We start from the raw sequence: 20,458 nt of genomic DNA on the forward strand, positions 1-20,458 counted from the left end.
TGAAGCCATAGCGGAGGCCGGAAAGTCTGAAAAGACCCTCAGCCCGCAATGGCTTCGGAAGGCGGGTCGGCAGGATGGTAGGGGTCAATTGCGGCGCAACAGGTCCGGCTTCGTGACGGATTTATTGCAGGACCATCTGGCCATTGGCGAACTCGAACCGCTTCAGACGGGAGAGATAGGACAGGCCGAGCAGGTTCTCGCTCAGCACACCTTCCGGCAGCACCAGGGCGTCGACGTCACGCACCACGAGACCGCCGACATCGATGCTGGCGAGGCGAATTCGGGCCCCCTTCACGGTGCCGTTGGCAGTGGTCACTGTCGCGTTGAAATCGCCGCGGGACGGCCGCATGCCGATCCGCGCCGCGTCATTCTCGGTCAGCGCGACCACCGAGGCGCCGGTATCGACCATGAAGTTGATGCGCTGGCCTTCGATACGACCATCGGTCTGGAAATGGCCACGCTGATCCCGGGGAATGGTGACGGCGCGGCCACCGGAGGCCGTCGCCTGGACTGGTGCGACCGGGGCCGGCGCCACGGCCGCAGCGTGTGCGGGCGCCGCCGACGTCAGCCGGTCGGCGAGCTGAGCCATAAGGGTTCCGGCCACGATCATGATGGCGGCAAAGATCATAATGCTACGCATGACGCATACACCTGCCTGACCCGCCCGTCGGCGGGATCAAACCATGCCAACCGCGAAGCCGCCGCTGAACGCCGCACCGAGCTTCCCTATTTCAGCGAAAAGGGTGAGCGAAGCGTTAATGACGGCAGTCCGTCAGGTGCCCCGCGGCTTGGCGCGCCGGGTCGGAGCAGCGGACGCCGGATCCTCCGGCCAGGGGTGGCGTGGATAGCGGCCGCGCAGGTCCGAGCGCACGGCGGCGTAGCTGCCGCGCCAGAAGCCGGGCAGATCGCGCGTGACCTGCACCGGCCGGTGCGCCGGCGACAGCAGCTCGACCACCAGCGGCACACGGTCCTGCGCCACCGAGGGATGGCGGTTGAGGCCGAACAGCTCCTGCAGGCGCACCGAGATCTTGGCGCCCTCCTCCGCCTCGTAGTCGATCGGGATCATCGAACCGGTCGGCGCCTCGAAATGGGTCGGCGCCTCGCGGTCGAGCCGTCCACGATCCTGCCACGGCAGCAGGTTCATCACCGCGTCCGACAGATCACCGGCGGACAGCTGCGACAGCGCGGTCTTGTCGAACAGCGCCGGCACCAGCCAGTCGTCGCGGCGTGCGGCGAGCGCCGTGTCCGAGAGGTCCGGCCACTCGTCCGGCGCCGCGGCACGCAGGAACATCACCCGGTCGCGCCACTGCTTGAGCGGCTTGGACCATGGCAGCCGATCGAGCCCGCGATCGATCAGCCCCTGCGCCAGCACCGTGGCGCTCTCCGCCGACGGCGTGATCGACAGCGGCTGCTCGGACAGCACGATGGCATGCAGGCGGGTGCGGCGGCGCGCACGCAGCGCCGCGGCATTGCGGTCAAAGGTGATCTCGTCGTCGGTGGTGATATGGCCGGCGAACTGCGCTTCGATCTCGGCAAGCGTGATCGGCGCCGCGAGCAGGATGCGTCCCTGCGCCGCGGTGCCGGTCAGCTCGGCGACAGCGACGAACGGCGCACGCGCCAGCGCCGACGTCGGCTCGATCGCCGCGCCGCGGCCGTTGGCCAGCACGAAGCTGCCGTTGCCGCGGTTGCGCGCGACACGGTCGGGAAAGGCCAGCGCCAGCATCACACCGGTCGACGGCGGCGACAGATCCGGCGCCTCCCCCTCCGTCGCGGCGACCTGCCCAGCCCAGCGTTCGGCGAGCTGGCGCGCCTGCGCCGCGCGCGGCGAGCGGTCGCGGCGGAACTGATCGCGCCGGGCCTCGAGGTCGACGCTGTCGCCGCCGAGCCCGCGCTCGGTCAGGATCGCGGCGATGGCCGCGGCCTCAGCCCCGCCGCCCAGGCGATGGGAATCCACGATCATGCGCGCGAGCCGCGGCGGCAGCGCCAGCGCACGCAGGCTTTTGCCTTCAGCCGTGATCCGGCCATCGGCATCGAGCGCATCGAGTTCTTCCAGCAGCCCCCGCGCCTCGCTCAACGCCGGCCCCGGCGGCGGATCGAGGAAGGCGAGCTGGCCGGGATCGCGCACACCCCATTGCGCGAGGTCGAGCAGCAGCGGCGACAGGTCCGACGACAGGATTTCCGGCCGCGTATACGGCTCGAACGACGCGGTCTGCGGCTCGTCCCACAGGCGGTAGCACACGCCCGGCTCGGTGCGGCCGGCGCGGCCGCGCCGCTGATCGACCGCGGCGCGCGACGCGCGCACGGTTTCGAGCCGCGTCAACCCGATATCCGGCTCGTAGCGCGGCACACGCGCGAGCCCGCAATCGACCACGATGCGCACACCTTCGATGGTCAGCGACGTCTCGGCGATCGAGGTCGCCAGCACCACCTTGCGGCTGCCCCTGGGCGCCGGCGCGATGGCGCGGTCCTGCGCCGCGGCCTCCATGGCACCGAACAGCGGCACCACCTCGATGCTGGCGTCATGAATGCGCTCGGACAGCATGGTCTGGGTGCGACGGATCTCGGCCGCGCCGGGCAGGAACGCGAGCACCGAACCGGTGTCCGCACGCAGTGCCGCGGCGATCGCGTCCGCCATCTGTCGCTCGATGGTGAGGTCGGTCTTGCGCCCGAGATAGCGCGTCTCGACCGGGAAGGCGCGGCCCTCGCTCTCGACCACCGGCGCGTCGCCGAGCAACTTTGCCACCCGCGCGCCATCGAGCGTCGCCGACATCACGAGGATGCGCAGGTCCTCGCGCAGGCCCTGCTGCGCGTCGCGCGCCAGTGCGAGGCCGAGATCGGCGTCGAGCGAGCGCTCGTGAAATTCGTCGAACAGCACCGCGGCGATACCCGACAACTCGGGATCGTCGAGGATCTGCCGGGTGAAGATGCCTTCCGTGACCACCTCGATCCGGGTGCGCCGCGACACCTTGGAGCCGAAGCGCACGCGATAGCCGACGGTCTCGCCGACCTTCTCGCCCAGCGTCTTCGCCATGCGTTCGGCGCTGGCGCGCGCGGCGATCCGCCGCGGCTCCAGCACGACAATCTTGCGCTCACCGACCCACGGCGCATCGAGCAGCGCCAGCGGCACGCGCGTCGTCTTGCCGGCGCCGGGCGGGGCCACCAGCACGGCGGCGCTGCGCGCGGCGAGTGCCGCGGCGAGATCGCCGAGCACGGCGTCGATGGGAAGGGGACTGTCGAAGGTGCGCAACTCGGGAACCGTGGCTCTGCGGCAGCCGCATGGTTAACGGGGCGGGCTGCGGCAGCCTCATACCAGAGGGCCGCCGCGCTGGCGAGCGATGCTGGCACAGCGCTTGTATCCATAAAGGGAGCGGAAACCCCTGTGGACGATAGTGGCACCATGGCGGCACAGAACGGCACATCGATGGCTCAGGACGGAACGGCCGCTTCGGGCGCGCCGCGGATCGACTTCGTCGACTATGCCAAGGGCATCTGCATCATCATGGTGGTGATGATGCACTCGACCCTCGGGGTGGAGGCCGCCGCCGGCCGCGAGGGCTTCATGCATCTCGTGGTGGCGTTCGCCAAGCCGTTCCGGATGCCGGACTTCTTCCTGATCTCGGGCCTGTTCCTGGCGCGGGTGATCGATCGCGACTGGCGCACCTATCTCGACCGCAAGGTGGTGCATTTCGCCTACTTCTACGTGCTGTGGATGGCGATCCAGTTCGGCGTCAAGGCGCCGGTGTTCGCCGCCGAGCAAGGCTGGAGCCATGTCGGCCTGCTCTACCTCAAGACCCTCATCGAGCCGTTCGGCACGCTGTGGTTCATCTATCTGCTGCCGATCTTCTTCGTCGTCACCAAGCTGACGCGGCGGGTGCCGCCGATCGTGGTCTGGGCGATTGCCGCCGGCCTCGAGATGATGCACATCCCGCACACCGGCTCGACCATCATCGACGAGTTCGCCGCGCGCTTCGTCTACTTCTATTCCGGCTACCTGTTCGCCAACTACGTCTTCGCGCTGTCGGATGCGGCGCGCCGCCACAGCGGCCTCGCGCTCCTCGGCCTCGCGGTATGGGCGTTCGCGGACGCCGGCCTGGTGTACATCGGCGTCAGCGAATGGCCGCTGATCTCGCTGGCGCTCGGCTATGCCGGCGCCTGCGCGATCATCGTGATCGGCACCCTGCTCGCCAAGGTGCGCTGGCTCGACGCGCTGCGCTATTGCGGCGAGCACTCCATCGTCATCTATCTCGGCTTCTTCCTGCCGATGGCCGCGACGCGGACGCTGCTGCTCAAGACCGGCGTCATCGCCGACATCGGCGTCGTGTCACTTCTGGTCAACATCGCCGGCGTGCTCGGCGCGCTCGCGATGTGGTGGGCCGTGCGCGGCACCCGCCTCAACTTCCTGTACGAGCGCCCCGACCGCTTCTGGATCGCGCCGCGCGTGCTCCGCCGCCCGGCGCTGCAGGCGGCGGAGTAACGCGACCGACGCGTCACGGCACAAGGTAGAGCGCGCCGCTGGTGCGGCCCGCCTCGAGATCCGCTTGCGCCTTCGCCGCTTCGTCGAGACGATAGGGCACGCCTTCCCCCTGCAGGACACCGGCCTCCAGCGCGGCGAGCACGGCCTCCGCGGCGCGGCGATAGTCCGCCACATCGTTCATGTAGGCGAGCACGCTCGGCCGGGCGAGCATCAGGCTGCGTCGCGGTCCCAGCTCGCTGACCTCGACCGGCGGGATCGGCCCCGCCGCCTGGCCGATGCTCGCCACCACACCGAATGGCCGCACGCAGGCGAGGGTCCGAGCGAGCGTGCTGCCGCCGACCCCGTCGAACGCGACATCGACACCGCGCCCGCCGGTGATTTCGGCAACCGCCGCGCCGAAATCGGCATCGCGGCCGACGATCACATGCTGCGCACCGGCGGCGCGCGCGCTGGCCGCCTTGGCCTCCGAGCCGACTGTCCCGATCACGGTGGCGCCGAGATGCACGGCCCAGCGCGTCAACAATTGCCCCAGGCCTCCGGCCGCGCTGTGCGCCAGCACCACAGTTCCCGGAGCAACAGGATAGACCCGGTGCAGCAGCATATGGGCCGTGATGCCCTTGACGAATACCGATGCCACCAGCGCGTCCGACAGCGTCGCCGGTAATCTGACGCCGCGCCACGCCGGCAGGATGCGCTCGGCGGCGTAGGCGCCGACCGGGGTGCCGGCGTAAGCGATGCGATCGCCGACCGCGAGCGACGTCACACTGGCGCCAACCGCCTCGACCACACCGACGCCCTCGACACCCGGAATCCCGGCCGCCGGCATCGGATAGAGCCCGGCCCGCTGGTAGATATCGACGAAATTGACGCCGATCGCGGTCTGGCGGATGCGGATCTCGTCCGCTTCGGGCACGGGCAGTTCGACGCTGGCGACCTCGAACTGCTCGACACCGCCGGGTGCGCGCACCCGGACAACCCTGGTCATGGCCATAGCTCTTCTCCTTGTCTCATCCATTGAGATCGAGACTATGGCGACGCCGCCGAATATGCGAAATTGCCCAGATCTGCATTTAGCATGTGAGATTTCGCACAATGACTGACTGGGAGGACCTGCGTCACTTCGTGGCGCTGGCGCGCGAGGGCACGCTGTCCGCGGCGGCCCGCACGCTCGGCGTCGACCACGCCACCGTGGCGCGGCGCGTTGCCGCGCTCGAAGCCTCCACGGGCCTCAAGCTGGTCGATCGCCGCGCCCGAACCACGACGCTGACAGACGACGGCCGGCGCATCGCGACCGTCGCCGCGCCGATGGAGGAAGCCGCATTCGCGGTCGGCCGCGCCGCGCAGGCGGCACAGCCCGGTGTCGACGGGGAGGTGACGATCAGCGCACCCCCGACCTTCGCGAGCGCGGTGATCGCTCCGCAACTGGTACGGCTGCGACAGCAGTATCCCGGCATCCGCATCAGGCTGATGGGCGAGAAGCGCCGGGCGTCGCTCAGCCGCCGCGAAGCCGACCTCGCATTGCGGCTGCTGCGGCCAGTCGAAAGCGGGCTGTTCGTGCGCAGGATCGGCAGTTTCGGCTTCAGCCTGTACGGCACGCCGGCCTACCTGAAGGAGACCCCGCCGCACGCCCTGGCTTTTATTGGCTATGACGCCACCATGGCGGACTCGCCCCAGGAAATCTGGCTCCGCACAATCGTGGGCAATCGCGAGGTCGTGCTGCGCACCAACGACCTGGAGGCTCAGATCGCCGCCGCGCGTTCCGGTCTCGGCCTCGCCGCGCTGCCGCACTATCTCGGCGACGGCGATGCCCGACTGCAGCGCCATGCGGTGACGCAGAAGCCGATCAGCCGCGATGTCTGGCTGCTGGTGCATCGCGACCTGCGCCAGGTGCCGGCGGTGCGCGCGGTGATGACCTTCCTGACGGAATGCATGAAGGCCGGATGACAAAAATTCCGGTGCGCAGCCGTGCCGGAACAGGTGCCATTCCCGGCAAAACTCCCTACATTGCCGCCATGTCCAAAAAGCCCAGCACCGCCGCCGCGACCGCCACGCCCGTGTCCGCACCTGTGTCCGCGCCTGCCCTGAAAAAGGGCGACCATCTGTTCCTGGTCGACGGCTCGTCCTACATCTTCCGCGCCTACCACGCGCTGCCGCCGCTCAACCGCAAGTCCGACGGATTGCAGGTCAACGCGGTGCTCGGCTTCTGCAACATGCTGTGGAAGCTGTTGCGCGACATGCCGAAGGACAACCAGCCGAGCCATCTCGCCATCATCTTCGACAAGTCGGAAGTCACCTTCCGCAACGCGCTTTATCCCGACTACAAGGCGCACCGGCCGCCAGCGCCCGAAGATCTCATCCCACAGTTCGGCCTGATCCGTGAGGCGGTGAAGGCGTTCGAACTGCCGTGCCTGGAGCAGGCCGGGTTCGAGGCCGACGACCTGATCGCGACCTATGCGCGCGAGGCCGACCAGCGCGGCGCTACCGTCACCATCGTCTCGTCGGACAAGGACCTGATGCAGCTCGTGACCGAGCGCATCGTGATGTACGACACCATGAAGGACCGCCGTATCGGCATTGCCGAGGTGATCGAGAAATTCGGCGTCCCGCCGGACAAGGTGGTCGAGGTCCAGGCGCTGGCCGGCGATTCCGTCGACAACGTACCTGGCGTGCCCGGCATCGGCATCAAGACCGCAGCCCAGCTGATCACCGAATATGGCGACCTCGAAACGCTGCTGGCGAAGGCCGGCGAGATCAAGCAGCCCAAGCGCCGCGAGGCGCTGCTGGAGAATGCCGAGAAGGCGCGCATCTCGAGGAAGCTGGTGCAACTCGACGACCGTGTCGCACTGGACGTGCCGCTCGACGACCTCGCCGTGCACGATCCGGACGCGCGGCACCTGATCGCCTTCCTCAAGGCGATGGAGTTCACCACGCTCACCAAGCGCGTCGCCGACTATGCCGAGGTCAACGCCGCCGAAATCTCTGCCGACAGCGGGCTGAAGAGCGCGACGGCTCCCGCCGCGGAAGCAGAGCCGCTGCTGCCGCTCGATGGCGGCGGCAAGCCTGCCACGACGCCCGCGCCGTCCCCGGCGAAGGCGCCGGCTGGCGCGCTGACGCCGCAGATGCTGGCGGCGGCGCGCGCCGAGGCGGGGCAGAACAGCAAGTTCGACGCCAAGGCTTATGCGTCGGTCCGCACCATCGACGAATTGAAGACCTGGGTCGCCCGCGCCAAGGAGCTCGGGCATGTCGCCGTCGACACCGAGACCACCAGCCTCGATCCGATGCAGGCCGAGCTGTGCGGCTTCTCACTGGCGCTCGGCCCCAATGACGCCTGCTATGTGCCGTTGATCCACCAGCAGGGCGGCGAAGGCGCCGGCCTGTTCGCAGGCGGCCTTGCCCCCGACCAGATCAAGCCGGCGGACGCGCTCGCGATCATCAAGCCGCTGCTGGAAGATCGCGGCGTGCTGAAGATCGGCCAGAACCTCAAATTCGACGCGCTGGTGTTCCTGCAGCACGGCATCGCCATCGACCCGATCGACGACACCATGCTGATGTCCTACGTGCTCGACGCCGGCCGCGGCGCGCATGGCATGGACCCGTTATCGGAGAAGTGGCTGGGGCATGCGCCGATCGCCTTCACCGATGTCGCTGGCTCCGGCAAGAATCAGGTCACCTTCGACCAGGTGCCGATCGACAAGGCGACCGAATACGCCGCCGAGGACGCCGACGTCACGCTGCGGCTGTGGGAGGTGCTGAAACCCCGCTTGATCGCCGAGCGCATGAACACCGTGTACGAGACGCTGGAGCGGCCGATGGCCGGCGTGCTGGCGCGCATGGAGCGCCGCGGCATCTCGATCGACCGCCAGGAACTGGCGCGGCTGTCCGGCGACTTCGCCCAGACCGCGGCACGGCTCGAGGCACAGATCCAGGAGATGGCCGGCGGGCCCATCAACCCCGGCAGTCCGAAGCAGCTTGGTGACGTGTTGTTCGGCAAGATGCAATTGCCCGGCGGCACCAAGACCAAGACCGGCGCGTGGTCGACCTCGGCCTCGATCCTCGACGATCTCGCCGAGCAGGGCCACGAGTTTCCGAAACGGATTCTGGAGTGGCGCCAGGTCACCAAGCTGAAGTCGACCTATACCGACCTGCTGCCGACCTTCGTGCATCCGCAGACCAACCGCATCCACACCTCCTACTCGCTGGCGTCCACCACCACCGGACGACTGTCGTCATCGGAGCCCAACCTGCAGAACATCCCGGTGCGAACCGAGGATGGCCGCAAGATCCGCCGCGCCTTCATCTCAACGCCTGGCCACAAGCTGGTGTCGGCGGACTATTCGCAGATCGAACTGCGCCTGCTCGCCGAGATCGCCGACATCCCCTCGCTCAGGCAGGCGTTCCAGGACGGCCTCGACATTCATGCGATGACGGCCTCAGAGATGTTCGGCGTGCCGATCAAGGACATGCCGGCAGAAGTGCGCCGCCGCGCCAAGGCGATCAACTTCGGCATCATCTACGGCATCTCGGCGTTCGGCCTCGCCAACCAGCTCGGCATCCCCCGCGAGGAGGCGTCGAGCTACATCAAGAAGTATTTCGAGCGTTTCCCCGGCATCCGCGCCTACATGGACCAAACCCGCGACTTCTGCCGCGAGCACGGCTATGTGGTGACGCTGTTCGGCCGCAAGTGCCACTATCCCGACATCCGCTCGCCCAACCCCTCGCACCGCGCCTTCAACGAGCGCGCCGCGATCAACGCCCGCCTGCAGGGCTCGGCCGCCGACATCATCCGCCGCGCCATGATCCGCATGGAAGACACGCTGGCGGCGAAGAAACTGTCGGCGCAGATGCTGCTGCAGGTGCATGACGAACTGATCTTCGAGGTGCCCGACGACGAGGTCGAGAACACCCTGCCCGTGGTGCAGCAGGTGATGCAGGATGCGCCGTTCCCCGCGGTCGTGATGTCGGTGCCGCTGCATGTCGACGCCCGCGCCGCCCACAACTGGGATGAGGCGCACTAGCGGGGCGCGTCATGGACACCGCCGCGCTCGTCAGCTGGGCCGCGTTCGCGCTCACGGCCCTGGTCATCGAGATCACGCCAGGGCCGAACATGGCCTATCTCGCCGCGCTGTCGCTTACGAACGGCACGCGGGTGGGTTTCGCGGCGGTCGCAGGCATCGCCCTCGGGCTATCGGTCTATGGAATCGCCGCGGCACTCGGCCTCGCGGCACTGATCGACGGCTCACCCCTGCTCTACGAAGCGTTGCGCTGGGCCGGCGTGATCTATCTGCTCTGGCTTGCGTGGGATGGCTGGCGCAGCGAAGCTGAGACCAGCTCGACCGCCACCGACGATCCGATTCGGCCCGCCGTCGCGTTTCGGCGCGGCCTCGTGACCAACCTGCTCAACCCGAAGGCCGCAGTCTTCTACATTGCGATCCTGCCGGACTTCGTCCGCATCGATCTCGGCGCGGTCGGGATGCAGACGCTCGCGCTCTCGGCGATCTATGTCGGCGTCGCCACCATCGTCCATCTGTCGATCGTGCTGTTGGCCGGCACCTTGCAACACCGGATCGACACCGCCGACAAACGTCGCACCGTCCGGCGCATCCTCGCGCTGCTCCTGGTCGGCATCGCCGTATGGTTCGCCATCAGCACCCAGCGTTAGGACGAGCAGAGGGAACCAGCCCCCGTCAGGACAACACGGTGATCCGGCGGAGATCGATGCAATTGCACCGAGCCCGCGGCTGTCGCGACGCAATTGGGCCCGCACCATGCAGGCCAGCCTTTCCTTCACGCGCCTACTTCGAGCCGACGCGATCGGCTATCCATCTGGCTGCCGTCCTCGCGCCACCGGACCACCATCATGCCTTCGTCCACATCACTGCTTGCCTTCACGCTCGTTGCGTTCGCCATGGTGCTGACACCGGGGCCGAACATGATCTACCTGCTGTCGCGCTCGATCACCCAGGGGCCGATGGCGGGGATCATCTCGCTCGGCGGCGTCGCGCTCGGCTTCGTGGTCTATATGCTGTCTGCCGCATTCGGCATCACAGCCTTCATGATGGCAGTACCCTACGCCTATGACGCGTTGCGCTTCGCCGGCGCCGCCTACCTGCTGTGGATGGCATGGCAGGCGCTCAAGCCGAACGGCCGCTCGCCGCTGGAAGTGAAGACGCTGAGCATCGACAGCCCGCGGCGGCTGTTCACCATGGGCTTCCTGACCAGCCTGCTCAACCCGAAGATCGCGATGCTGTATCTCGCGCTGCTGCCGCAGTTCATCGATCCGGCGCATGGCGTGCTGACCCAGTCGCTCGTCCTCGGCATGATCCAGATTGTCGTGAGCGTCAGCGTCAATGCGCTGATCTCGCTGACCGCCGGCGCGATCGCGCTGTTCTTCCGGACGCGCCCGACCTGGCTGAAGCTGCAGCGCTGGCTGATGGGAACAGTGCTCGCCGGCCTTGCGCTGCGGATGGCACTGGAGGCGCGCCGGGCGTGAGCCTGAGGCTGAAGTCATATTCTAAACGTATGAAAATTGCCTGATCCATATATTGGACAGGTGGCGGACTGTGCTTTACGCCGTCTCTTGAGCCGCCCGGCCATCGCTGGACGGGGAGACCGCCATGGACGCAGCTGCCCAAGTTCCAATTTCTGGCACCCGTGAGCCACCGACCGTCGGAGCACTGTTCAGCGGCTTCCTCATTCTCGGGCTGACCGGCTTCGGCGGCGTGCTGCCGCTGGCGCGACGCATGATCGTCGAGGACCGCCGCTGGCTCACCTGCGCCGAATTCACCGAGCTGCTTGGCCTCTGCCAGTTCCTGCCCGGCGGCAACATCATCAACCTGTCGGTGGCGATCGGCTTGCATTTCCGCGGCATCCCCGGCGCGCTGGCGTCGCTGACCGGGTTGATCGCCGCGCCGACCGCGATCGTGGTGCTGCTCGGCCTCGTGTACGACCGTTTCCAGAACGAGCCCCACATCCAGCACCTGTTCGCTGGCCTCGCCGCAGCCGCGGCCGGCCTGCTGGTGGCCATGGCTGCGAAGATCGCCTGGCCGATCCGCCGCCGCCCCATCGTGATCGCAATCGCGCTGCTGTGCTTCATCGCCATCGGCTGGCTGCGCTGGCCATTGCTGCCGACCATGCTGGGGCTGGCGGCGCTCAGCATCCTGGCGACCTGGAGGCTGGAGCCATGACGGCAATCCTGATCGCCCTTGCCGTCATCTTCGCCCAGCTGTCGCTGCTGGCCTTCGGCGGCGGCAACACCGTCCTGCCGGAAATGCAGCGGCAGGTGGTCGACATCCACCACTGGATGACAGCCCGCGACTTCACCGCGATGTTCGCGCTGGCCCAGGCCGCGCCCGGGCCGAACATGATGATCGTGCCCCTGGTCGGCTGGCATGTCGCAGGCTGGCCGGGCCTGCTGGTGACGTCGCTGGCGAAGTTTGGCCCGAGTTCCGTCCTCACCGGCGTCGTGATGCGCTTGTGGCAGCGCTTCAAGGACCACCCCTGGCGGCGCATCATCCAGGCCGCCCTCGTGCCCATGACCGTCGGTCTGGTCGCCGCCAGCGCCATGCTGATCGCCGAGGCCTCCGACCACGAATGGATCCTGGTCGCGATCACCGCGGGCTGCGCGATCACGGCGCTCACGACACGGCTCCACCCGCTCTGGTTGCTGGCCGCAGGGGCCCTGATCGGCTTGAGCGGGATCGGGCTGCCCTGAGTGACAGGCCGGCCACGGTCAGGACGGCTGGCGCCTGTTGAGGGGCAGACACGGCTCTGGCGTTGCCGGCCCGGCCCCGCTAAAACTCGGCAAATTCCCGAGCCCGAGATCCGTCCGTGTCCAAATCCGCCGCCCGCGCCCGCCTCGCCGACATCATCGCCAAACGCTCCTTCGGGCGCGGCGAGATCACCCTGGCTTCGGGCCGCAAGAGCGATTTCTACTTCAACCTCAAGCCGACGATGCTGCACCCCGAGGGCGCCTCGCTGCTGGCGGAGCTGACCTATGAGGCGCTGAAGGACGACAACCTGGACTATGTCGGCGGCCTCGAGATGGGCGCGGTGCCACTCGCCGGCGCCATCGCCCAGTTGTCCTGGATCAAGGGCCACCCGATCGCCGCCTTCTTCGTCCGCAAGAAGCCGAAGGAGCACGGTGCGCGGCTCGCGGTCGAGGGCCTTGCCAGGGGTGAGACGCTGGAGGGCAAGCGCGTGGTGATCGTCGAAGACGTCACCACCACCGGCGGCTCCGCCATCAAGGCCGTCGACGCGGTGCGCGACGCCGGCGGCGAGATCGCGCTGGTGCTGACCATGGTCGACCGTGAGGAAGGCGCCACCGAAGCCTTCCGTGACGCCGGCATTCCATTCCGCTCGCTCTACAAGGCCAGCGAGTTCCTCAAGCCGTGAGACTGCGGCCGCAGGTCGCGCCGCCACTGTTGCTGCACGACTGTCCTGCCTTTGCGATCCCGGGTGTTGGATGCTAGGCCAACCCCCAGTTCTCGATGGGGCTTGGTCATGGTGTCACGGCTGCTCGCCGCCGCAATATTCTCCCTGCTGACCTCGTCCGGCGCCCTGGCCGCCTCGGACGCCGCGCTCGACGGCGCTCGGCTGAACTGGGCCTGGGCCTTGCCGTTCGCCGGCATCCTCGTCACCATCGCCACAGGCCCGCTGCTGTTCCCCCGTCTCTGGCATCACCACTATGACAAGCTGTCGCTCGCCTGGGCTGTCGCGACGCTCACGCCGATCGCCGCCCTCTACGGCGCACCCGCCGCCGGTGCCGCCCTCGTCCATGCCGCGCTCGGGGAGTATCTGAGCTTCATCGTCCTGATCTTCGCGCTGTATGTGGTGGCGGGCGGTATCCTCATTTCCGGCAACCTGCGCGGCACGCCGCTGGTCAACACCGCCCTGCTCGCGTTCGGCACCGCGATCGCGAGCGTGGTCGGCACCACCGGCGCCGCCATGATCCTGATCCGGCCGCTGCTGCGCGCCAACGCGCATCGCCCGTCGAACGCCCACGTGGTGGTGTTCTTCATCTTCCTGGTTTGCAATATCGGCGGGGCGCTCTCGCCGCTCGGTGACCCGCCGCTGTTCATCGGCTTCCTCAAGGGCGTCTCGTTCTTCTGGACCACGCAGCATCTGTGGGCGCAGACCCTCCTCGTCAGCGCAGCCCTGCTCGTGGTGTTCGTGGTGATCGACATCGGGCAGGCGCGGCGCGAGCCAGCCACGGGCAAGGCCCCGCCACTCGCCTTGCAGGTTCACGGCCTGATCAACCTCTTGCTGATCGCGCTGATCATCGCCGCGATCCTCGGCTCGGCATTCTGGCGGCCCGGCGTGACGTTCGACGTCTACGGCACCCCGCTCGAGCTGCAGAACCTGCTGCGTGACGCCGCGCTCGTCGTCATCGCCCTGCTGTCGCTGTGGCTGACGCCGGACGAGCATCGCGACGCCAACGGCTTCAGTTTCGAACCGATCCGCGAGGTCGCAATCCTGTTCGCGGCGATCTTCATCTGCATCATTCCGGTGATGGCGATGCTGCAGGCCGGCGCTGCCGGGCCGTTCGCGCCGCTGCTCTCCGCGGTCACCATGCACAATGGTGAACCGCACAACGTGATGTACTTCTGGCTCACCGGCATGCTGTCGGGCTTCCTCGACAATGCGCCGACCTACCTGGTGTTCTTCGGTCTTGCCGGCGGCGATGCGGCCGAGCTGATGACGACGATGGCGCCGACGCTCGCGGCCATCTCCATGGGCGCCGTCTACATGGGCGCGCTGACCTATATCGGCAATGCGCCGAATTTCATGGTCTACGCCATCGCCGGCGAACGCGGCGTCAACATGCCCGGCTTCTTCGGCTACATGGCGTGGTCGTTCGTGATCCTGATTCCGATTTTCATCGTGTTGTCACTGTTCGGCATCTAGCGATTCGCTTACCGCATTACCGTCAGCAACATCGACGCACGGCGGCGGTCCGACCGTGCTCACTCACCGCTCGTTTACCATCTTTCGATAATGTGAGCGCGCCGGGGTGGATACGCCCTGGCGGCATGGGAATGGCATGGCGTGGAGTCGGCGGTGCTCGAGAAATCTGACGTTGTGCGCCGCCTGGTGCTGACCGCCGCCATGGCTCTCGCCGCCGGCGCGGCGATGCCTGATCGCGCCTCGGCCGGCTTCCTGGACTTCCTGTTCAACGGCGGTCCCGCCCAGCGCACCCCGCAGGCCAACACGTTCGATCCCTTCGGCCTCAATCCTGCTCCGCCGCCCGCAACCGCCCCCGCCGCCCCACGCGCCGATGCCGGCCGCACCACCGGCTACTGTGTGCGCGGTTGTGACGGGCGCTATTTCCCGGTGCAGGCCCGCGGCGGGATGTCGCCTGCGCAGGTGTGCCAGGCCTTCTGCCCGGCCAGCACCACCAAGGTCTATTTCGGCAGCACCATCGACGGCGCCATCGCCGCGACCGGCGAACGCTATCCCGACAGCGACAATGCCTACGCCTATCGCAAGGCGCTGAAGGCCGACTGCACCTGCAACGGCCGCGATCCGACCGGGCTCGCGCCGATCGACATCTCGCTCGACAGCACCCTGCGCCCAGGCGATGTCATCGCCACCGCGGACGGCCTCGTCGCTTATTCGGGAGGGCGAGGCGGCGGCACTGCCGACTTCACCCCGGTCGCCAGCTATCCGGGATTGACCGCAGAGGTTCGCGCCAAGCTCGGCGTGATGAAAGTGACGCCGATCAGCGCCGATCTCTCCGATTCGTCAGCTGCCGCACCGACGGACGCGCCGCGAAGCACGCTGCCGCCTGGCACGACAGTGCCGAAGGGTGGGGCGCAGAAGCAGAAGCGCGCTGGCCTCGACTGATCGGCGGACCGCGCTGCCGTTAGGGAGCCCACCGGTCGCCCTTGTGACGGGGATTTCCGGCCCAGACCACGCCGACCTTGAACGCCGGATCCGGCGCAAGTGCGCGGCGCCATGTGTCGCATTTCGCCGGATCCGGAGCGCGGTAGGGCACGTCCGCCGGAATCCGCGGCATCCTCCCGCCGCCCCTGCCCGTCCAGCGCAATGGCCAGATTGAGCGCTGCCTGCAGCGAAGCCGGCATGGACCGCAGGACCTTGTGGCGGGCCGCTTCGGCCTCGACAAAGCGGCCGAGCATACACAGTGCGGCAGCGAGCTGGACACGCAGCTCGACATCCCGCGGCTGCAGCGCGACACCGCGCTGGAACGCCGCGAGAGCGCCCTCCTGCTCGCCCTTCACCACCAGCGCATCGCCAGCGTGCCGAAGGCCCGTGCGTGATCCGGCGCAAGATCGAAGACCCGCTGCAACAGCACCGCCCCCGGGCCGCCCGGTCCGACACAAAAGGCAATGACCGCCGCCAGATGCAGCGCATCGACATGGTCAGGCTCGACCGCGAGGAAGCCGTTGCAGACGACCTCGGCCTCGCCAGGCCGGCCACGTCATGGCCGACGGCCGTCTCCAGCATCGCGCTGACGGATGGCAGGACGATTTCAGGCGCACCGCGAGCCGATTGACCGGCCGGCGCCCGTCATCCGGCGGGCGCCGCCTCCACCTGCCGCAGGAACGTGCGCTCCTCACCCAGAATGAAGCGCTGCTCGGTCGCAAACGTAAAATTGTCCCGTCCGGCGGCATCCGCACGAAGCCGCGCCCGATAAGCTTCATAGTCCGCCAGCGACGGAAACGAGATCAGGCCGAATGCAATATCGTTGGTTCCCTCATGCGGCATCCAGTAGCCAATGAGGCTGCCGCCACAGGCGGGAATGATCTCGAGCCAGCGACGGGCATAGGCCTCGAACGCCGCGGCCTTGAACGGATCGATCCGGTAACGAATGAAGACGGTGATGGTCATTGCAGCCTCGCTGACGTGATGGGGAGCACGACCCTAACCGGGCCCGCGCGAGGAATGGTTCGACCGATATCGAAGCGTCTCCTCGATTGCGCGATTGCCGGCGCCACCAGTCCTCGACTACGCTCGCCTGATGAAGACAGGCCCTGATATCGCGTTGCTTGGCTCCCTGATCGGCGACCCGGCGCGCGCCAACATGCTCACCGCGCTGATGGACGGTCGCGCACTGACCGCGAGCGAGCTCGCGCAGGAGGCCGGCGTGACCCCGCAGACCGCCAGCTCGCATCTTGCCAAGCTGCAGGCCGGAGGTCTGCTGTCTCCCGAAAAGCAGGGCCGCCATCGTTACTTCCGCATCAGCGGGGAGGAGGTCGCCGCGGCACTCGAAGCGCTGATGGGACTTGCCGCCCACGCCGGCCATCGCCGCGTCCGTACCGGGCCGAGGGACCCTGCCATGCGCGAGGCCCGCGTCTGCTACGATCACCTCGCCGGCGACCGCGGCGTGCAGATGTTCGATCACCTGACACGGCGCGGCCTGATCAGCTACGACGAAGCCGAACTGTCGTTGACCGTGAAAGGGCAGCGTTTCGCGGAAGATTTCGGAATCGACCTCGCGGCGATCAGCAGCTCACGCCGACCACTGTGCAAGGCCTGTCTCGACTGGAGCGTGCGCCGCAATCATCTCGCCGGCGCGTTTGGCGCCGCGATGCTCGACCGCTTTTACGAGTTGAAGTGGGCGCGCCGCGAAAAGAATTCGCGCGTGGTCAGCTTCAGCCGCCGTGGCGCCGAACAGTTCGACACGCTGTTCGCCGCCCCCCGGCGCAGCACCGGCACATAGCTCTCAGCCGTTCTGGGTCGCCATGGCCGTCACCAGCGACACACTGCCGTCGACCGGGCTCGTCACCGCGGTGCGGATCTGCGCTTGCCCCTGCTGCGCCAGCGTGAACTTGGTGTCGCCGATCCGGAATGAGCTGTCCTTGATCAGGACGTTCTGATAGCTGACCGTGGCACCGCTCTGGTACTTCACCTGGGCACGAAAACCGTCGACGTTCGAGACCTGGATCGAGAACTTCTGGTTGTTCGAGTAGGTGCCGCTCCAGGTGCCCTGATAGCTGGCCGGGTCGACATTGACATAGGGCGTGTTCGACGACGGCGAGAACGACGCGGTAGCGTAGCTGGACTGGAGGATGCTGTAGATATCCGACATGGCCGCGCCTTGATGCTTGCGTGTCGATGCCATTACGATGATGCGTGGTTAACAAAACCTTGCTGCCGCCTCCCGAAGGGGGGCGCGGAAATGTCACGAAACAAAAATCCGGCGGTACCGGCTCGAAACCGTCCTTGTTACCGCCGCGGCGCGGCGTCATGAAAGCAAAGGTGGATCTTGGCTCCACGGAAACCGGCCTCCACAAAGGCGCCCGGAACACCTCGGGCCTCGCGGCCGTCGGCTTCGCCCAAGCGCGGCGCGGCCACCTCCCCGTCCCGGACGGCTGCCGATCCCAAGCTCTCCACCTATCGCGCCAAGCGCGACTTCTCTCGGACCGCCGAACCCCGCGGCGACGTGCGCATCGCGGCGGCGCCGCAGTTGCGCTTCGTGGTGCAGAAGCATGATGCCACACGGCTGCACTATGATCTGCGTCTCGAGCTCGATGGCGTGTTCAAGTCATGGGCCGTGACGCGCGGCCCTTCGCTCGATCCCCATGACAAGCGTCTCGCGGTCGAGGTCGAGGATCATCCGCTCGACTACGGCGACTTCGAAGGCACGATTCCCGATCGGGAGTATGGCGGCGGCACCGTGCAGATCTGGGATCGCGGCTACTGGCTGTCGCACGATCCGCACAACGGGCTTGCCAAGGGCGACCTCAAATTCGCGCTCGCCGGCGAGAAGCTGCAGGGCGAATGGGTGCTGGTGCGGATGAAGCACGACCGCAGCGGCGGCAAGCGCACCAACTGGCTGCTGATCAAGCACCGCGACGCCTATTCCAGGATCGGCGACGGCGATGAACTGCTCAAGCGGGACCGCTCGGTGGCGTCGGGCCGCACGCTGGCCGACATCGCGGCGGGGACGGGCCCACGGCCCAAGCCGTTCATGCTGACGAAGGCTGTCATGGCCGCGGATGCGGTGTGGGATTCGAGGGAAGGTCTCGCCGCACAGATCCGTGCATCTGCCCGCGCTCCGAAGGGGCGTCGTGCCGAACCCACGCTCACTGGCGAAGCCGGCGCGCTGCCTGCCTTCGTCGATCCACAGTTGTGCACAACGGTCGACCATCCGCCCTCCGGAGACGGCTGGGTGCATGAGATCAAGTTCGACGGCTATCGCCTCCAGATGCGCATCGCACGTGGCAGCGTTGCGCTCAAGACCCGTAAACAGCTTGACTGGGCGGACAGGTTTCCCACCATCGCGAGGCACGCGAAACGCTTGCCCGATGCGATCATCGATGGCGAGGTGGTGGCGCTGGACAGCGAAGGCAGGCCGGACTTCTCCGCGTTGCAGGCAGCGCTGTCCGAGCGCGATGACCGCGACCTCGCCTTTCTCGCCTTCGACCTGTTGTTCATCGATGGCACCGACCTGCGCCAGCAGCCGCTGCTGGCGCGCAAGGCGCGCCTCAAGGAGCTGATCGAGGCGCAGTCGGCTACGGCACAGAAGATCATTCGCTATGTCGCGCACTTCGATGTGGACGGCGCGGCGATGGAAGAGGCGGCGCGTCGGCAGCTGCTCGAGGGCGTCATTTCGAAGCGTGCCGACGCGCCCTACCGTTCCGGCCGGACCGACAGCTGGACCAAGGCCAAGACCCGCCCCGGGCAGGAGGTGGTGATCGGTGGCTGGAAGACCACGGGTGGCAAGTTTCGCTCGCTGATGGTCGGCGTGCATCGCAGCGGACATCTCGCCTACTGCGGCCTCGTCGGCACCGGCTACGGCAAGGCTGCGCTGAACATGCTGATGCCCGCGCTGAAGGCCGCGGCCGCGAACAAGAGTCCGTTCAGCGGCGACAATGCGCCGCGCGGCGGGCGCGACGTGCACTGGGTGACGCCGGCGCTGGTGGCCGAGATCGCGTTCGCGGGGTGGACCGACGGCCGCAACGTACGCCAGGCCGCATTCAAGGGCTTGCGGCTGGACAAGTCGGCGGACGAGGTGACGGACGAAGCCGGCGACAGTCCGGCGTCCCGCACCGCCGCACCGACCAGCCCTGCAGCAACCAAGAATGCGGCTCGCTCCGCGCCGGCATCAGGCACGAAAGCCGTTGCCGTCAGAGGCGTCACCATCTCCAGTCCAGACAAGGCGCTGTGGCCCGACGCAGGCGATGGCGCGCCAGTGACCAAACACGATCTGGCACTGTACATGGCAGACATCAGTGACTGGCTGCTGCCGCACATCGCCGGGCGTCCCTGCTCGATCGTCCGCGCGCCCGATGGCATCGGCGGCGAAACGTTCTTCCAGCGCCACGCCAGCAAAGGCATGTCGCCCCACCTGACCGCGACGCGGGTTTCTGGCGAGCGGCAGCCCTATCTGCAGATCGACAGCGTCGAGGGGCTGGTCGCAGTGGCGCAGACCGCGGGCCTGGAGCTGCATCCGTGGAATTGTGCGCCCGGCGACCCGCAGGTGCCGGGCCGGCTGGTGTTCGACCTCGATCCCGCTCCCGAGGTCGACTTCGCCCGCGTGATCGCCGCCGCGCGCGAGCTGAAGGACCGCCTTGCCGCCGTCGGTCTCGAAAGCTTTTGCAAGACCACCGGCGGCAAGGGCCTGCACGTGGTGACACCGCTGCTGCATGACAAACGTCATGCAGCCACGTGGCAGGAAGCGAAAGCGTTCGCACAGGCGGTCTGCCGGCAGATGGCCGACGACAGCCCGAAGCTCTACCTGATCAACATGGCCAGGAAGCTGCGTGACGGCCGGATCTTTCTCGATTACCTGCGCAACGACCGCATGGCGACCGCGGTCGCGCCGCTGTCGCCACGCGCTCGTCCGGGCGCGACCGTGTCAATGCCGCTGACCTGGGCGCAGGTGAAGGCCGGTCTCGATCCCAGCCGCTTTACCGTGCGGACCGCGCCCGGCCTGATCGGCAAGAGCAAGGCGTGGGCCGGCTACGACGCGGCAGCGCGGCCGTTGAAGGCCGCGCTGAAAACCTTTCTTTGAACTTCTGC

The 20,458-nt window shown here is 67.6% G+C and carries 19 protein-coding genes; 14 read left to right on the top strand and 5 right to left on the bottom strand.

Going from position 1 to position 20,458, the window contains the following annotated elements; translation table 11 throughout:
• Nucleotides 1-121: 121 nt before the first annotated feature.
• Nucleotides 122-640, bottom strand: a complete 519-nt coding sequence (locus AB4Z37_RS04475; RefSeq protein WP_441515476.1) for a TIGR02281 family clan AA aspartic protease — start codon at nucleotides 638-640, stop codon at nucleotides 122-124.
• Between the two features lie 132 nt (nucleotides 641-772).
• Complete coding sequence (gene hrpB / locus AB4Z37_RS04480) at nucleotides 773-3,247, bottom strand: ATP-dependent helicase HrpB (protein WP_441515477.1); 2,475 nt, start codon at nucleotides 3,245-3,247, stop codon at nucleotides 773-775.
• Between the two features lie 174 nt (nucleotides 3,248-3,421).
• Between hrpB and AB4Z37_RS04485 the strand changes: the two genes are divergently transcribed.
• A complete protein-coding gene (locus AB4Z37_RS04485; RefSeq protein ID WP_441515772.1) occupies nucleotides 3,422-4,474 on the top strand; it encodes an acyltransferase family protein in 1,053 nt (350 codons plus the stop codon).
• Nucleotides 4,475-4,487: 13 nt separating this feature from the next.
• Here the strand turns inward: AB4Z37_RS04485 and AB4Z37_RS04490 are convergent, their stop codons facing one another.
• Complete coding sequence (locus tag AB4Z37_RS04490) at nucleotides 4,488-5,459, bottom strand: quinone oxidoreductase family protein (protein WP_441515478.1); 972 nt, start codon at nucleotides 5,457-5,459, stop codon at nucleotides 4,488-4,490.
• A 107-nt stretch (nucleotides 5,460-5,566) separates the two neighbouring features.
• Between AB4Z37_RS04490 and AB4Z37_RS04495 the strand changes: the two genes are divergently transcribed.
• The 11 genes from AB4Z37_RS04495 to AB4Z37_RS04545 all read left to right on the top strand — a co-directional run bounded on the left by AB4Z37_RS04495 (nucleotide 5,567) and on the right by AB4Z37_RS04545 (nucleotide 15,986).
• Nucleotides 5,567-6,418, top strand: a complete 852-nt coding sequence (locus AB4Z37_RS04495; protein WP_441515479.1) for a LysR family transcriptional regulator — start codon at nucleotides 5,567-5,569, stop codon at nucleotides 6,416-6,418.
• A gap of 68 nt (nucleotides 6,419-6,486) precedes the next feature.
• Nucleotides 6,487-9,489 carry a DNA polymerase I gene (gene polA, locus AB4Z37_RS04500; RefSeq protein WP_441515480.1) on the top strand — a complete coding sequence of 1,001 codons (3,003 nt, stop codon included), beginning with the start codon at nucleotides 6,487-6,489 and terminating at the stop codon, nucleotides 9,487-9,489.
• 11 nt (nucleotides 9,490-9,500) lie between these two features.
• Nucleotides 9,501-10,133 (top strand): LysE family translocator, encoded by a 633-nt coding sequence (locus AB4Z37_RS04505; protein ID WP_441515481.1) that lies wholly within the window; start codon nucleotides 9,501-9,503, stop codon nucleotides 10,131-10,133.
• A 198-nt stretch (nucleotides 10,134-10,331) separates the two neighbouring features.
• Nucleotides 10,332-10,964, top strand: coding sequence for a LysE family translocator (locus AB4Z37_RS04510; RefSeq protein ID WP_441515482.1), 633 nt, complete (start codon nucleotides 10,332-10,334; stop codon nucleotides 10,962-10,964).
• A gap of 124 nt (nucleotides 10,965-11,088) precedes the next feature.
• A complete protein-coding gene (locus tag AB4Z37_RS04515) occupies nucleotides 11,089-11,658 on the top strand; it encodes a chromate transporter (protein ID WP_441515483.1) in 570 nt (189 codons plus the stop codon).
• Nucleotides 11,655-12,185, top strand: a complete 531-nt coding sequence (locus AB4Z37_RS04520) for a chromate transporter (protein ID WP_441515484.1) — start codon at nucleotides 11,655-11,657, stop codon at nucleotides 12,183-12,185. The genes AB4Z37_RS04515 and AB4Z37_RS04520 overlap by 4 nt, the downstream gene beginning before the upstream one ends.
• A 116-nt stretch (nucleotides 12,186-12,301) precedes the next feature.
• Complete coding sequence (pyrE, locus tag AB4Z37_RS04525; protein ID WP_441515485.1) at nucleotides 12,302-12,865, top strand: orotate phosphoribosyltransferase; 564 nt, start codon at nucleotides 12,302-12,304, stop codon at nucleotides 12,863-12,865.
• A 108-nt stretch (nucleotides 12,866-12,973) separates the two neighbouring features.
• Nucleotides 12,974-14,377 (top strand): sodium:proton antiporter, encoded by a 1,404-nt coding sequence (locus tag AB4Z37_RS04530; protein ID WP_441515486.1) that lies wholly within the window; start codon nucleotides 12,974-12,976, stop codon nucleotides 14,375-14,377.
• A 201-nt stretch (nucleotides 14,378-14,578) separates the two neighbouring features.
• On the top strand, nucleotides 14,579-15,316 hold the full coding sequence (locus tag AB4Z37_RS04535) for a DUF2865 domain-containing protein (RefSeq protein WP_441515773.1): 738 nt from the start codon (nucleotides 14,579-14,581) through the stop codon (nucleotides 15,314-15,316).
• A 254-nt stretch (nucleotides 15,317-15,570) separates the two neighbouring features.
• Entirely contained in the window at nucleotides 15,571-15,750 is a 180-nt protein-coding gene (locus AB4Z37_RS04540) for a hypothetical protein (protein ID WP_441515487.1), read from the top strand.
• Entirely contained in the window at nucleotides 15,747-15,986 is a 240-nt protein-coding gene (locus tag AB4Z37_RS04545; protein WP_441515488.1) for a hypothetical protein, read from the top strand. Before AB4Z37_RS04540 ends, AB4Z37_RS04545 begins: the two co-directional genes overlap by 4 nt.
• Nucleotides 15,987-16,000: 14 nt before the next feature.
• Here AB4Z37_RS04545 and AB4Z37_RS04550 read toward each other — a convergent pair whose 3' ends face one another.
• The gene (locus AB4Z37_RS04550; protein WP_441515489.1) at nucleotides 16,001-16,321 is read right to left on the bottom strand and encodes an NIPSNAP family protein; all 321 of its coding nucleotides are present in this window, start codon (nucleotides 16,319-16,321) and stop codon (nucleotides 16,001-16,003) included.
• Nucleotides 16,322-16,451: 130 nt separating this feature from the next.
• On the opposite strand from AB4Z37_RS04550, the gene AB4Z37_RS04555 reads away from it, so the two are divergent.
• Entirely contained in the window at nucleotides 16,452-17,153 is a 702-nt protein-coding gene (locus AB4Z37_RS04555) for an ArsR/SmtB family transcription factor (RefSeq protein ID WP_441515490.1), read from the top strand.
• 3 nt (nucleotides 17,154-17,156) lie between these two features.
• Here the strand turns inward: AB4Z37_RS04555 and AB4Z37_RS04560 are convergent, their stop codons facing one another.
• A complete protein-coding gene (locus AB4Z37_RS04560; RefSeq protein WP_441515491.1) occupies nucleotides 17,157-17,522 on the bottom strand; it encodes a hypothetical protein in 366 nt (121 codons plus the stop codon).
• A 177-nt stretch (nucleotides 17,523-17,699) separates the two neighbouring features.
• Here AB4Z37_RS04560 and ligD point away from each other — a divergent pair, with 177 nt between their 5' ends.
• Nucleotides 17,700-20,450 (top strand): DNA ligase D, encoded by a 2,751-nt coding sequence (gene ligD, locus AB4Z37_RS04565; RefSeq protein ID WP_441515492.1) that lies wholly within the window; start codon nucleotides 17,700-17,702, stop codon nucleotides 20,448-20,450.
• The last annotated feature ends 8 nt before the right edge of the window (nucleotides 20,451-20,458 follow it).

The sequence above is a fragment of the Bradyrhizobium sp. 2TAF24 genome (assembly GCF_052115025.1).
In the GTDB taxonomy this organism is placed as follows: Bacteria; Pseudomonadota; Alphaproteobacteria; order Rhizobiales; family Xanthobacteraceae; genus Bradyrhizobium_A.